Annotated in this window: 10 protein-coding genes; 8 read left to right on the top strand and 2 right to left on the bottom strand. The window is 44.7% G+C overall.

Annotation, left to right across the window (positions count from 1 at the left end):
* Positions 1 to 2,088 (bottom strand): S9 family peptidase, encoded by a 2,088-nt coding sequence (locus ACHUFQ_RS00050; RefSeq protein WP_394171801.1) that lies wholly within the window; start codon positions 2,086 to 2,088, stop codon positions 1 to 3.
* A 339-nt stretch (positions 2,089 to 2,427) separates the two neighbouring features.
* On the opposite strand from ACHUFQ_RS00050, the gene ACHUFQ_RS00045 reads away from it, so the two are divergent.
* The 7 genes from ACHUFQ_RS00045 to ACHUFQ_RS00015 all read left to right on the top strand — a co-directional run bounded on the left by ACHUFQ_RS00045 (position 2,428) and on the right by ACHUFQ_RS00015 (position 13,293).
* Positions 2,428 to 3,021, top strand: a complete 594-nt coding sequence (locus ACHUFQ_RS00045; RefSeq protein WP_394171800.1) for a TetR/AcrR family transcriptional regulator — start codon at positions 2,428 to 2,430, stop codon at positions 3,019 to 3,021.
* A 120-nt stretch (positions 3,022 to 3,141) separates the two neighbouring features.
* Complete coding sequence (locus tag ACHUFQ_RS00040) at positions 3,142 to 3,828, top strand: DUF4334 domain-containing protein (RefSeq protein WP_394171798.1); 687 nt, start codon at positions 3,142 to 3,144, stop codon at positions 3,826 to 3,828.
* Positions 3,829 to 3,898: 70 nt separating this feature from the next.
* A complete protein-coding gene (locus ACHUFQ_RS00035) occupies positions 3,899 to 5,524 on the top strand; it encodes a GMC family oxidoreductase (RefSeq protein WP_394171796.1) in 1,626 nt (541 codons plus the stop codon).
* A 15-nt stretch (positions 5,525 to 5,539) separates the two neighbouring features.
* Positions 5,540 to 7,564: an alkyl/aryl-sulfatase gene (locus tag ACHUFQ_RS00030; RefSeq protein ID WP_394171794.1), complete on the top strand. Its 2,025-nt coding sequence runs from the start codon at positions 5,540 to 5,542 to the stop codon at positions 7,562 to 7,564.
* A gap of 66 nt (positions 7,565 to 7,630) precedes the next feature.
* Complete coding sequence (locus ACHUFQ_RS00025) at positions 7,631 to 10,216, top strand: TonB-dependent receptor (protein WP_394171792.1); 2,586 nt, start codon at positions 7,631 to 7,633, stop codon at positions 10,214 to 10,216.
* An 83-nt stretch (positions 10,217 to 10,299) separates the two neighbouring features.
* Complete coding sequence (locus tag ACHUFQ_RS00020; RefSeq protein ID WP_394171790.1) at positions 10,300 to 11,718, top strand: coniferyl aldehyde dehydrogenase; 1,419 nt, start codon at positions 10,300 to 10,302, stop codon at positions 11,716 to 11,718.
* Between the two features lie 21 nt (positions 11,719 to 11,739).
* Entirely contained in the window at positions 11,740 to 13,293 is a 1,554-nt protein-coding gene (locus tag ACHUFQ_RS00015; protein ID WP_394171788.1) for an AMP-binding protein, read from the top strand.
* 126 nt (positions 13,294 to 13,419) lie between these two features.
* Here the strand turns inward: ACHUFQ_RS00015 and ACHUFQ_RS00010 are convergent, their stop codons facing one another.
* Entirely contained in the window at positions 13,420 to 14,286 is an 867-nt protein-coding gene (locus ACHUFQ_RS00010) for a DUF481 domain-containing protein (protein WP_394171786.1), read from the bottom strand.
* 317 nt (positions 14,287 to 14,603) lie between these two features.
* Here ACHUFQ_RS00010 and ACHUFQ_RS00005 point away from each other — a divergent pair, with 317 nt between their 5' ends.
* On the top strand, positions 14,604 to 15,335 hold the full coding sequence (locus ACHUFQ_RS00005; protein WP_394171784.1) for a glutathione peroxidase: 732 nt from the start codon (positions 14,604 to 14,606) through the stop codon (positions 15,333 to 15,335).
* Positions 15,336 to 15,470 lie beyond the last annotated feature (135 nt).

Genomic DNA, 15,470 nt, shown 5'->3' with positions numbered 1-15,470 from the left:
TTATTTACTAACCGCTTCCATGCCCTCGCCCGATTCAGCTAATTTAATACCACTCACGTATTCCAAACCATGAGGGATCTGAATACTGCTATTTGCAAACGCCTCGCCCTGGGGTTCTGCACGACCACCATTACATGACGCTAAGAATGACTCCGCCACCGCATAAAAAGACAGGTTATTTTCAGGCTTGGCAAAACCATGACCTTCGTCAGGGTACAACACATAAGTAACCGGAATGTTTTTCGCTTTCATTGCTTCCACAATTTGATCCGATTCTGCTTGTTTGACCCTCGGGTCATTCGCACCTTGAGCAATCAATAGAGGTTTACGAATTTCATCAACTTTAAACAAAGGCGAGCGATCCACTAACAAGGCTTTACCCTCTTCTGTATTGGGATCGCCGATGGCGCGATAGAAGGTTTGTTTAAAGCTTTCCCAGTACGGTGGAATCGATTCCAGTAGCGTTTGCAGGTTCGATGGACCAACAATGTCGACACCGCAGGTAAATTCATCCGGGGTATAGGTCAAGCCAACCAAGGTTGCATAACCGCCATAGCTTCCGCCCATGATGGCAACCGTGTCTTTTTCAGTGATACCTTGTGCAACAGCCCAGCGTTTGGCATCAATTAAGTCATCATGCATGGCACCGGCCCACTGGCCATTCCCGGCATTAACAAAGTCTTTACCAAAGCCCGTTGAAGCGCGGAAGTTAACCTGCAACACCGCATAGCCACGATTCGCCAGCCATTGGATATCGCCGCGGTAGCCGTAACCATCGCGTCCCCAGGGGCCGCCATGAACGAGTAACACCATCGGCACAGGTTTATCCGCTTTGCCATCCTGATCAGGATCCGCTTCCAACGGCAAGGTGTAATAGGAAACCAAATCCATATTATCCCGAGATTTAATGACAGTACCGTGCATCTTCACCAGAGGCAGGCCTTGAAGGTCTGGATTGGTGACAAACAACTCATTCAATTCCCCTGACTGTGTGTCAAATACCTTGTAAACCGGGGACTCATCACTTTCATCGGTATACACCGTCCAGTAACGATTATCTGAGGTTTGCGCCAATACCTGTGAGCCTCCTGACAGTTGCTCATTGAGTTTGGCGATGGTGCCTTCCATATCGTCATCAATGGCGTACCAAATAGGACGAATTTTATCGATAGAATAAGCAATAGGCGCATGATTGTCGGGATCAAAAAGCACGGCGCCGATATCGACATTGTCGTCGCTGGCAATCACTTTTTTCTGCTTTGACGTTAAATCCATATGGACAAGTGCCGCTGTATTGCGCTCGCGACTATCGAGCATATATATGCCTTTGTTTTCACTATCAAAGCCAATGATATTGGTGGTAAGTGTATCGGCGAAGGGAATTGAGAAAATCTCATTCCAACCCGCCCCATCACGTTCCAGAATTTGATAGCTGCCATCAGCCAAGGACTTCATTGCCAGACGCACATCGAGGTTATTGTCCACCAAAATAGCGCCAAGACCCGTCGCATCAGCAAGCAGGGTTCTTTCACCGCTTGCCATATCCAGCAAATAGGCATCGTGCCATTTAGGGTCCCGATCATTAAGACCTACCACGACCACTCCGGGTTTGGATTTGCTTTGAGCGAGTACTTCGGCGCGGGTATTCTCATAAGGGGTAAGGTTTTTAGTTTCACCCGATTTGAGGTCAACGGCATAAAGGTGCCAGTTCTCATCGCCATTTTTGTCCTGGGTATACATCACATACTGGCTATCTTTCGACCAGAAATGCACGGGAATACCTCGACCTGTGTCCTGAGTGATTGGTTTGACGCTTTCAAAATCTCCGCGTTTGCCGACAAACACGTTCATCACCCCATTGAGTGGCGCGCGAAAACTCATCATTTCACCATCAGGACTGATACGCCCCTGGAAACGGCTGGGATTGCCAAATAATACTTTTCGATCGATTAATTGAGGTGCCGACACTTCAACATCAGCCTGGTTACTAACAAGTGGTTCTTGTTGCGCCGCAGAATCGTTGGATGACGAGTTACAGCCCGCAAGAGCGGCACAGAGAGACAGTAGTACTGCTATAGATTTTCGCATAGGTCTTCCTTTTTATAGAGAAAATTTCACCATGGGGGAAAACCACAAAACGAGTCGCGGCAACAACCTTATGCCAAAACCGCTTAATAACCCTAACAGATTGTTCTTAATAGTTTTATATAAATGGAAAATTTGCAAGGCACGATTCATATTTACTTACATCTTTGCCGTAAAGATGGCGAGCTAGCATCAAAAAAGCACATGTTAATGAGCACAGTAACCTTCATATCATCAATTTCCGGTTTTAATCTTCGCAAAAGCGTTTAATATGATGGCTCAATAATTTATCTCGATACCAGCATAACAATAGACGTTTTTTCGTCATGGAGTTTTATTGCAATGCAGCAGTCCAAGCGTCAGATAATGGCACAACAAAAGTATCAAGCCATTATTAAAGCGGCGACCAAATTATTCGCCGAGAAAGGTTTTCATGGCACGACGGTACCAGAAGTTGCCAAACAGGCAGGTATTGGCGCCGGTACCATTTATCTGTATTTTCAGAATAAAGAAGACCTTGTAAACGGGGTATTTCAGGAAAGTAAAAGCAAGCTTAAGCTGTATCTGGCCAGAGATATCAAGATTGACCAATCTCAGGATCTACAACAGGCCTTCAATGTGGCCTGGCAGAATTTGTGCGATTTTGCGTCAGAAAATCCTCAAGATTTTTGTTTTCTGGAGCTTCACGAGCACAGCAAATACCTCAATAGAGAAAGTAAGCGAATCGAAATTTCGATATTGGCTCCCCTAAGAATGATAATTTTACAGGGTAAAAAACAAAGTAAAATCAAACCCCTGCCCGCCATCACTCTGATTGCAATGATCTGGGGTGTGTTTGTTGGATTATTTAAAGCTAACCTGCACGGTTACGCTAAACTCAATCAATCTACCCTAACCAGCGCCCGTGACATGTGTTGGGATATGATATCGCCATAGGTCGAAAAAGCATTTCCAGAACTCTTCAAAAAATAAATTCTTGACTTGAAACTAGCGAGATGGAACTATTCAGAAATAACTGAATGAACGTTCATTCAATTTATTTGAGAGACTATAATAATGAGAATCCAAAACAAATATCTAGTTTTCTTTTTTCCGCCAATGGCTTACGACCTATTGCAGTACCTATTTTTTCCCGTCAATTATTTGCTAGGTTTACTCTGTTATATCCAACCGCAGAAATCCGTGTGGAATGAACCAGGGTTTGAAACCCAAGAGCTAAATGGCACCAACATCGACCAGGCCGCATTAACAGATATTATTTTGAATAAGAAAAATCATGTCTATCACGAACATGATATCGTCAAATTGTATGACTCACTGCCCGCGGCAAACGCTCGAAAAGATCTTATCGGTAGAGCTTGGAAAGGCAAAGTTTTGCGAACCAATCGCTCAACGCTCGATTTTGCTCACTGGTTTATTGCAACGCCACTAAAACTTCTGGGATTTACCTGGGGCAAACGATATTGCACCGCAAAAACGGGGGACCCGTTATTTCTCCGCTGGTTAAACCTGTTTTATATCCCGCTCCCGCTATGGGGCAATGTCAGCATGGTTGACGTAAGGTGGCGTGGTGAATGCACTGCGACTATGGTTTATGACCATCAGCCATGGCGCGATCACTTTAAAGTGTTATCTGATAATGGCGAACACGTGGTACTGCTTGGTGTATGGACTCACAAGCACATTGCCGGAGGTTGGTTTACCCTGACCCTGGACAAAAATATTACCGCCAATGCCAAGTAAACGCCGCATGATGCCTTAATGGCGTCTCAGTATTCGTAACGTTTTAGTAGTAGAACAGCTAAGTAGTCTTATGAATTTCGATTTTATTATTGTCGGTGCCGGGAGCGCCGGAGCAGTACTGGCAAATCGCCTGAGCAGTAATGCCGATGTAACAGTGTGTTTGCTTGAAGCAGGCAGCAGCGATTCGTCGTTACTCACGCAAGTGCCCGGAGCAGTTGGCGCCCATATGTTTTACCATAAGTACAACTGGGCTTATGATAGCGTGCCGGATCCCGACAATACTAACACGGGACACTTCTGTCCTCGTGGCAAAGGCCTTGGTGGTAGTAGTTTAATCAATGGCATGGTCTACACCCGCGGTCATTCAAGTGATTATGACCGATGGCAGGAGCTGGGCAATCCTGGTTGGTCGTTCGAAGCGTTACTTCCCTATTTTAAAAAGTCAGAAAACTTTCAACATGGCGAAAATTATTATCACGGTGCCGGTGGGCCACTGCCTGTCACAACAATAGATAAAGGTTTTTTTGCTACTGATGAGAAGTTCATTGAAGCATCCCAACAAGCCGGACTGCCATTGAATGAAGATTTTAATGACGATCAATTATTAGGCGTTGGTTATTATCAATTCACCATGGCCAATGGCAAACGGGCCAGCGTTGCAAGCGGATACTTAGATCCAATCCGCCAACGAAGAAACCTAACCATTATCAGCGACGCCAGGGTCAGTAAGGTTCTACTCGACAATAAAAAAGCCACAGGTATTCAATATATTAAGGAAGGGCAACGGCATACGTTGTTCTCAGACAAGGAAGTTATTCTAAGCTCAGGTGCATTTAACTCACCACAGATCCTGATGCTTTCCGGTATTGGCGATGAAGCGCATTTACGGGATGTAGGGGTTAAACCCATTCATCACTTGCCTGGCGTAGGTAAAAACCTGATCGAACACCCAGAAATTGTTCTTGCCTACGAAAACCGTAAAAAAGACGGTTATTCGTTGTCCAACGTAGGCAAACGTGCCTGGGAAGTATTGCAGTACGCTAGTACGAAAAAAGGCCCTTTAGGCAGTTCAATTTTATCCGTCGGCGGTTATCTGCAAACTGATGAGCAAGAAACCGTTCCCGATATTCAAATACATTTTGGTTCGCTGCTCTTTGAAAACCACGGACGCAATATTGAGTTCCTCTTAAGTCATGGCTTTTCGATGCATTTGAACGTATGTCAGCCACTGAGTCGTGGCGAAGTCTCACTACATAGTGCCAACCCAACAAGCGCGCCTCGAATCAATTTAAACCTGCTAAGTGAAGAAAAAGACATCGAACGACTTGTCGAAGCTGTCAGGAAAACCCGTCACATTATTGACCAAGATGCATTTAAACAGCACCGCGGCAAAGAAATTATTCCTGGCGAGCAGGTGCAAAGCGACGCCCAATTAAAAGCGTTAATCCGTGAAAAAGTATCCCATGTCTATCACCCGGTTGGCACCTGTAAAATGGGTAACGACAACATGTCCGTCGTCAATCATGAGTTAAAAGTCATTGGTATTGAAGGGCTTCGTGTCGTGGATGCCTCTGTTATGCCAACAACGGTTTCTGCCAACACCAATGCGCCAACCATCATGATTGGCGAAAAGGCAGCAGATATGATCAACACCGAATGGCAACAGCATGTTGCCAAAACCTCTGGCAACCATTAAATGGCGAGTTATTGTATGAAGTTATTTGTCGTCTTATCCATTGTTCTGGCGCTAACAGCGTGCCAGGACCAGCCAAACGTTAATGAGAATGAAAACAACACGCTAAGCCTTCGAGACCAGGCAGATGCAAGCTATCAACCGGATGCCGCCAGTCGTTCCACCCAATTGCACCAGCAACAATGGCAACAAAAATTGCCTGTTGGTGACTTTCTCGATGGTTCATTGATGTCGCAGCACAGTAAGGAACAACGTATAGCTGCGCTTCCCAAAGATATCGCAGCGATCAGAACCGGAGATTTTTTATTTACTAATGAGCAACCTGATACCATAAATCCATCGTTGTTTTCTTACATGCAGCAGGATCTGCAAGATACCGGCCTGTTTAAAATCTCGGAAGGTGTTTATCAAATTCGCGGTGATTTGGCCGACGTCACTCTGGTTCGAGGAAATTCCGGTTGGATTTTAATTGATGCCGGGGTTACTAAAACCTTTACCGAAAAAGCCTGGCAAGCTTTTCATTCCGTTCTACCGGGCGGAACTGAAGTGCCAATAACCTCTATCATATTGTCACATAGCCACATAGATCATTTTGGTGGGATCAAAGGATTTGTCAGTCAACAGCAGGTTGATGATGGTCAGGTTAGCGTCATCGCTCCCTATGGTTTTATGGAAGAAGTCTTAGCGGAAAATATCATTGTGGGTAGTGCCATGCAAAGGCGAGCACACTATCACTTTGGTTTTACGTTAGATACCCGTCAAGATGGTCGTGAACGCTTTTATTTTCCTCTGGTAAAAGGGGATTATTCGCTGATCCAGCCAACCGAAATTCTGCCGCAGAATAAGTCCCACATTGAAACCCGTGTTATTGATGGTGTAACCATACAATTTAAAGACATCAGTGGTGCCGAAGCGCCCGCATCGACCCTGATGTATTTTCCAGAACACAATATGCTTTATAACTCCGAGCTCATGTATCGCGGCCAACATAATATCTATGCATTACGAGGCGCTAAAGTCAGAGACGCGTTAGCGTGGTCGAAATTAATTAATGAAGTGATTGTCAAGTGGGGCGATAAGGTTGAATTGATGACCGGCCCACATGGACCAACTTTTTCTGGAAACGAGAAAATCAATGAGTTCATGGAAATTCAGCGGGATAATTATGGGTTCATTCATAATCAAACCGTCCGTCTTATAAATAGTGGCGTGAAACTGCAGGACGTGGGGCATCGCATTGAGGCTATGGTCCCGCAAAGTTTAACGAAAGTCTGGCATACCCATGGCTTTCATGGCTCCTATAGCCACAATGCACGTGGTGTAGCCAATCGATATTTAGGCTTCTACGATGGCAACCCAGCCTATCTGAATCCATTACCAAGCGTCGATGAAGCGACATTGTTTATTCGTTATATGGGCGGCGAAGAGTCTGTATTTACACAGTTAAAACAGGATTACCAGCAAGGAAAATATCAAGAAGTCGCGACCATAGCCAACAAGCTAGTAACGGTTAATCCTGACCACTGGCCGGCTCGGCATTTACTCGCCAAAGCGTATGAGCAACTTGCGTTTCAGGCAGAAAACCCACAATGGCGTAACGCCTATTTAGCCGCTGCGAAAGAGTTACGTTTAGGCGAAATTCAAGTCCCGGATATGCAAATCAAACTCGATGACTTGCTGCAAGCCGCAACCGTAGAGAACATTCTAGATTCCCTTGCTGTGCGCATCAATGGCGTTGATGCGGCTGATGAACGTCTGGCGTTTAACCTAAGGGTGACCGATACCGATGAGATCTTTTTCGTGCAATTGTCAAATGGCAATCTCAATTATGCGCGTGTCGACAAGTCAAAAGATACATCCCTGACACTAACCATTAAGCGTCAGGATCTCATCCGCTTATTAAGCAAAAACATGTCGGCGACGCAAATTCTATCCTTTGCATACGAGGCTATTTCCGGATCACCTTTACCTTTGATCACCCTGATAACACTGATAGAGAAAGACCAACCTTTCTATCCTTTAGTACCGATGCCTGAAGATTAATAAAACCAAACAAATAGACATAACAATAATAATCACAATGATAACGAGAAAAATGAGGGAGACGCTATGAAAACAAAAGGCGCTACAACACCAAAGATACATGCTTTATCACTGGCGATAGCCGCAAGTCTTGCCACACCCTATGCGATTGCAGCAGAGGCCGATGCCCCTGCAAAATCGGAATTAGAAACCATTGTTGTGACGTCGCAAAAACGTCAACAAACCCTGAAAGAAGTGCCCTTGTCAGTTTCGGCCGTTAATGGCAGTAAACTGGAGCAATCCGGCATAACGCAACTTTCTGAACTATCTACATACATTCCGAATTTCGCGATTCAAAAAGGTTCGTTAGGCGACACCATCAATATCCGTGGCATGCAATCCGGTAACCAAGCGGGATTTGAACAATCCGTAGGTACCTTCGTCAATGGTATTTATCGCGGCAGAGGACCACAATCGCGTTTCTCTTTTATGGATGTTGAACGTGTAGAAGTACTTCGTGGTCCGCAAAGTATTTTATTTGGCAAGAATACCGTTGCCGGAGCTTTGAATATAACCACCGCCGAAGCCGATAGTGAATTTAATGGCAAAGTTTCCGCTTCCTATAATCTGGATCACGAAGCGACGGAATACAGCGCGATGATTACCGGAGCACTAACCGATGATCTAAACGGTCGAATGTTTATCGTTAAACGAGACATGGATAAAGGCTGGGTTCACAACAACTATTACGATCAAGGTTCTCCGCAAAACGATGAACTGATGGGCCGGGCAACTCTGGATTGGCAAATGACCTCTGATTCTCGGGTGAAGTTTGTTTATGAAGCCAGCGATTTTGATGCCGCGGTCGCACACAGCATGAAAGTTGCCGGTCCTCTCGCCGCATTTGGCGCTAAAGACGATAGCTGGGACGAATCTAACATTGGTAATGAAGGCCCAATATTTGATATTGGCTCCGAGCAATCCATGACGGGCAAACACAACGAATTCTCGCTAACCAGCGAAACGCAATTTGAAAATGGCCTGTTAACTGCAATTTTCGGTCAATCAAATTACGATTACTCACGATTTACCGATGCGGATTATTCTGCATTAAATGCGCTTCGTTATGATGATAGCGAAGAATTTGAACAAACCAGTTTCGAATTACGCTATAACTCGCAGTTAGGTGATAATTTTGAATATACCGCCGGACTATATTGGCAGACTCAAAAACTCACCACGGACAGCTTGTCTTACTTTAACCTGCCAACTCTGCAGAATGTCATGTATGCCGGTTGTGGGCAGGCATTAACGATGCTAGGTGGTGATATTAATCAGGTATTCGTGCCCGGTGATGCTGTGCAAACTGCCGCCGGTGTTGTCCTGGGGGTTCCAGGCGCACCTGCTTCAATTGTAAACGGATGTGGATTGTCTGCCGCATTCGTTGGCGCCCCAGCCATTGGCCGCTATGCACAATTGCAACAAGATACCGATACGTTAGGCGTGTTTGCACAAGGAACCTGGCATTTCAGTGATGATTTGCGCACCACGTTCGGTTTGCGTTACACCAATGAAGAAAAATCGGCAAATCAGAATGTACATACCAGCAACCTTACAAGCGCTGGCGACAAACAAGAATCGATGATCCCGCCGTTGATTGCATTAGGGGAAACCGTTGGCGAGTTTAAAACTCACCACTTCACCGATCAAGATCCTGGCATGAGCAGAGATGAAAACAGTCCAACGTGGTTGCTGAACCTGCAATATGACTTGTCAGACGCCACGACAACCTATGCAACAACCTCTACAGGTTACAAATCCGGTGGATTTAACTCCTTCTATATGGCCAGCATCGACACTCAAGGTAACCGCTACGCGGATTCAAATGATGTGAGTTTTGATGAAGAGCAAGCAACAACCTATGAACTGGGGTTAAAAACAACTCTGTTTGATAATCGCGCTGATCTAAATATTGCGTTGTTCAGAACCTCGTTCGAAGATTTACAGGTGTCGATTTTCAGTGGTAACACCACCTTTGAAGTACGCAATGCTGCTGAAGCGACCACTCAAGGACTGGAAGTTGATGGTCGCTGGTTAATCACAGACGATTTAACCATGTATGGTTCATTAGGATTGCTGGATTTTGGTTACGACGACTTCAAAAATCAGGCATGTACCAGCGATCAGTTCATTCAGCGACGCCAGGCTATTTACACGCAAATGTTAAGCTCGGGTAATGTACCAGGTGCGATTGGCACCGCGTTAGGGTATAGCAATGCAAACTGTGCGAGAGAAGAAATCAATGATTTAACTAACCGTACGTCTGAGCATTCCCCGCAAGTAAAAGCGTCTTTAGCATTTGAGCACTACCTTGAGCTTGGCAACTATCAACTGCAAACCAATGTTGATATGAACTATCTAAGTGAAACCTATCGTGTTGCCGATCTTGACCCTGTAGGACTGGAATCTGCGAAAACATTTTTCAACGCCAGCATGTCATTATCGCCTACTGAAGGGGATTGGAAAATCAGCCTGATCGGTAAAAATTTGAGTGATGAACGACATATGAGCTTTATTAATGACATCCCGATGTTTGCCGGTGCCCACGGCTTCGTGCCACAACCGGGAAGAAGCTTTACGGTGAAATTCGACTATTACTTCGGAGATTATTAATCCAATGGCCGAAACAGGTAGTCGCCAGAAATGGCGCTACCTGAATTTTCCTCCCTTTAAAACGCCACTGAAGGACATTTTCTATGAGTTCATCAATTTCTGACTTAAGCGAATTAAGTCATACATTGGAACAGCAAAAAATAGCGTTTACCAATAACCCTTACCCGAAATATCAGCAACGGATAACCGAATTAACCGCATTAAAGTCATTAATTTTATCGAATCAGCAAGAAATTATTACGGCTATCAGTGCGGATTTTGGCCACCGAAGCGCTGACGATACGTTAATCGGCGATATTCTCACTTCGGTTTCTGCCATTAATTACACCATAAAGCACCTAAGAAAATGGATGCAACCACAAAAGCGTCATGTTGGTGTTTTGTTTCAGCCTGCCTCAGCGAAGGTGCTTTATCAGCCTCTCGGTTGTATCGGTATTATTGCGCCGTGGAATTATCCGCTATTGCTTTCTTTGGGACCGTTAATAACCGCTCTCGCCGCTGGCAATCGAGTCATGATCAAAATGTCGGAATATACACCGAACACGAATGCATTATTGGCACAGCTTCTCGGACAGATATTCACCATTGAACAAGTTGCCGTTGTCGAAGGCGATGCCACCATGGCCGCGGCATTCAGTGGTTTACGGTTTGATCATATTTTATTTACTGGTTCTACCCAGGTCGGCCGTTTAGTCGCCCAATCAGCGGCTGAAAATCTTGTACCTGTGACCTTAGAACTTGGCGGAAAATCACCAGCCATTATTGATCATGAGATCGATATTAAAACGGCAGTCGAGCGCTTGATCCTGGGTAAAACATTAAATGCCGGGCAAACTTGTGTGGCGCCGGATTACCTGTATTGTCCGTCCGAAAAAATAGAACAATTAGTGACCACATTCAAATCGCAATTTAAATCCATGTACCCCAGTATTTGTGCGAATGAAGACTATACCAGCGTGGCGTTTGACAAACACTATGCAAATTTACAGGCATTGTTGCAAGATGCTAAAGATAAGGGTGCCATTGTTATCCCACTGCAGATGGTGGAGCAATCAACAGGGCACCGAAAAATGCCCCTAACGCTCGTATTAAATACCAATGACTCAATGGCGATAATGCAGCAGGAAATATTTGGGCCGCTATTACCGATCAAAGCATATCATGCACTAGAAGACGTACTTGCTGAGATAAACCAAAAGCCCAGACCGCTGGCGTTGTATCTATATAGCTTTAACAAAAAGACCCAACAACAGGTTTTACGCCATACCCATTCTGGCGGTGTTTGCATTAACGATGCATCGTTTCATGTTGCGATGGACGATTTGCCTTTTGGCGGAGTTGGCGATTCAGGCTCAGGGCGCTATCACGGTGTCGAAGGGTTTCAGACATTCTCCAACGCCAAAGCCATTTTACAACGCGGAAAACTTAGTTTTAGCAAATTGCTGTTCCCTCCCAATGGCACGGCTTTTCATAAATTAGTCTATAAATTATTTATCCGATAACTATTAGAACAAGGATTGAAAATGACAACACAACATCAATCACTCGCTGATCTTATTGAAGACAGTTTACAACAACATGCCGATGCGCCTGCATTTTCGTGTTTAGGTCAAACCCTGACTTTTGCGGATATAGACGCAAAATCCAAAGCATTGGCGGCCTGGTTACAAGCGCACCCGCAATTACAACCGGGTGATCGCATCGCCATCCAATTACCCAATGTTATTCAATATCCGATTTCGGTTTATGCGGCATTACGCGCTGAACTCGTTATCGTTAATATAAACCCCTTATATACACCCGCAGAAATGGCGCATCAGCTAAAAGACTCCGGTGCTAAGGCGATCATCATATTGGACGACCTGCTGGGAAAACTGCAGCAAATCCAGGAGCAGACGGCGATTGATTTAGTCCTTGCAACCAAGGCCGATGATTTACTATCTGGTAATGGTGGTTCGGCTTCCGAGAGCGTATTAAGCTTCAATCAATGCATTGAGGAGGGGCTATCGTTAGCGTTACAAAAGCGTAAAAGTGCCAACTCTGATGATGTTTGCGTGTTGCAATATACCGGTGGTACAACAGGGGTGTCGAAAGGGGCAATGCTGACCAATAACAATCTGCTTAGCAACGCTCAACAGACCATAGAGCGCCTAGGCGCACGATGTGGTGTAGAAAGCGAAATTTTTGTTTGCCCACTACCGCTTTATCACATCTACGCCTTCACGGTAAATATGATCGCATTTGCAAGTCGAGGGAACTTAAATATTTTGATACCAAACCCTCGTGACGTCACTGGTTTCATCAATGCCATTAAACCCTTTAAATTCACCGGTTTTTCGGGCATCAACACCTTGTTCGTTGGCTTATGTCAGGTACCGGATTTTAAAGCATTGGATTTTTCAGCCTTGCACCTAACGATCTCTGGAGGCTCAGCCCTTACCACGACTGCGGCTAAAACCTGGTTTGATGTTACTGGTTGCACCATTTCAGAAGGTTACGGCTTATCGGAAACATCACCAGTATTGTGTCTAAATACCCCTGGTGAAGAACAAATAGGTACAGTAGGTTTACCGTTAAAAGATACCGAAATTCAACTTTGGAACGAACAAAACCAAGCCGTAACAGACGGCGATGAAGGGGAAATTGTGATCCGCGGTCCTCAGGTCATGCTTGGTTATTGGCAACGTAAAGATGAAACGGCGAAGGTCATTACTGACGATGGTTTTTTTAAAACCGGAGACGTTGGGGTGCGATTGCCATCTGGCCATATAAAAATTGTAGATCGCCTAAAGGACATGATCATCGTATCTGGTTTCAATGTATACCCGAATGAAATTGAAGATGTGTTAGTGCAACATCCGGCTGTACTTGAGGCTGCCGTCATTGGTGAAGTTGATGATAAAACCGGCGAAAAAGTTTGTGCTTATATCACCACAACCTCGGCAATCTCAAACCAGGAAATTATCGATTTTTGCAAATTGCAGCTGACCAACTACAAAGTGCCTAAAAAAGTCGTCATTCTTGATGAATTACCCAAATCCAGTGTCGGTAAAATTCTGCGTCGCAAACTCCGTTAACCCGTCAATTTAGGGCTAGTTATACCAATCACACTAAGTTTGTGCACTAGCCCTCCCCCATACTTTATTCGTGAATGTGTGAGGGATTGCCAGGTTAATACATCTGCCAATACTTACCGGCCAGAATTAAAAGCTGGCACCAAAGATCAACATTGGCCCCTGGAATTGGTATTCAATATCCAGACCACCATTGTCACGGTTATCATCGACCGTGACTTCATAGTATCGCCAACCCAAATTCGTATGCCACGTGTCCGAAAACTGATATTTGATTCCCGCATGGAGATCCACCATCTGTCCTTCAATGTTATCTATTTTGATTTTAAAATAGTGTGCATGGGTATCAATAGACCAGTTGTCGGTCATCTGATAGGCAGCGGAAACCCCGATATCCGGCAATGGTGCAGTAACATCAGAGAACACCGAATTATCGGGATCGGATTGCCGGCAACCTAAATTGTTATCCCCTTGCTCACAAATTTCTACCTGGCCTTTAAATCCCAGTTCAAAATACATAACGTGCAGACCGAATGAGATCCCTAAATCCAGTTTGTCGCCATTATAAAATTTGTAGCCATAACCAATTCTGGAAATATCAACATTCATTGAACTGGTAAGCTCGGCGGAACCATCGACGATATACGTTTCATTTTCATAATCGAACTCAAACGGTTCGACATTACCTGTCGTGGTCGATTGCCGGTGTAAGCGTATGTAATCAAAGTAAATATAGTGGCGTTCATTAAACGCATAGTTGACCTTAAAGTAAGGTAATAACTCCGCATCTTCGAGCTCGAGATCTTTCTCGAAATCTAACTTCAAATCAACTTGCTCACGCAACTCATCAATAGCAGAACGGGCGTTCAACGAGGAATCTGTTTTGGCATAAAAACCGCCAAGTTCGATAGTGAATTCACCCGCATTGACTGCGGGCAACAAAATAAAAGGCATTAAGACCGCGGCGCAACAGCCCTTGCATATAACAGAGTTCATAACTACTTCTCCATTTGCCAGAATTCGCCTGTAAAAAAACCCTAGTCGAATAACCTGGTTAGCGCAAAGCTCCTCTCCCCCCTACGCCAGAAGACAACCAGGTTTGATTTTTAACCAGCTGATTCTATTTATGTTTTTGCTAGATAGGCCAGGATAAACAACTCATTCATTTATCCGGTCTAAATCACTTTATTAATAGCTAAAATCGATTGCGTTGTTTAAATGCCGTTTAATTTTTTCTAACCATTACCTAGGCGATGCCTACCAGCGTTCTATCATCTATGCTGTACATACACTTACTAAACGCGGAGTCCGCCATGTTTGAGAATCGAGAAGGTAAAAAAATACCCAGTGTCAGCTTTCCTATGCGCATAAATAATGAATGGAAAACGGTGAACAGTGACGAGTTATTTGCGGGCAAAACCGTTGTCGTTTTTTCGTTACCTGGCGCCTTTACACCAACATGCTCTTCAACACACTTACCCAGATTTAATGAGCTCGCCGCTACGTTCAAGGAAAATGGCGTCGATGAAATTGTTTGTGTTTCCGTGAATGACACCTTTGTGATGAATGCATGGGGCGCGAATCAAGAATGCGAAAACATTACGTTGATCCCAGATGGCAATGGCAACTTCACCGATGGCATGGGTATGTTGGTGGATAAGCAGGATCTTGGTTTTGGCAAGCGCAGCTGGCGCTATTCGATGCTGGTCAAAGACGGGGTTATCGACAAGATGTTTATAGAACCGAATATTCCTGGTGACCCATTTGAAGTATCGGATGCCGATACCATGTTGGATTACATCAATCCCGATGCCGCAAAACCGCAAGCAGTCAGCATATTTTCAAAGCCGGGGTGTCCATTTTGCATTAAAGCCAAAGAAATGCTGACCGAAAACGGTTACCGCTATGAGGAAATTCTGCTTGGAAAAACCGTAAGCCTAACATCGCTCAAAGCAATTACCGGCCTGGAAAGTACGCCACAAATATATATCGACGGCAAACATATCGGTGGCAGTGACGAATTAAAATCGTTTTTATCCCAATAACGACGTACGAGATAATTTGCACTTAGAACTTGCCTTTCAACGAGTCAGGTTCGCATACTACCAATCACATTAAATTATTGCTCACTCAGTGAGAATTTAAAGGCTTTTAGGCAAGGCTTTGATTGCAGAGAATGG

The sequence above is a fragment of the Thalassotalea litorea genome (assembly GCF_043642205.1).
Classification (GTDB): domain Bacteria; phylum Pseudomonadota; class Gammaproteobacteria; order Enterobacterales; family Alteromonadaceae; genus Thalassotalea_A; species Thalassotalea_A litorea.
Note: the sequence above shows the minus strand (reverse complement) of the source record. Positions and strands in the feature narration are given on the sequence as shown.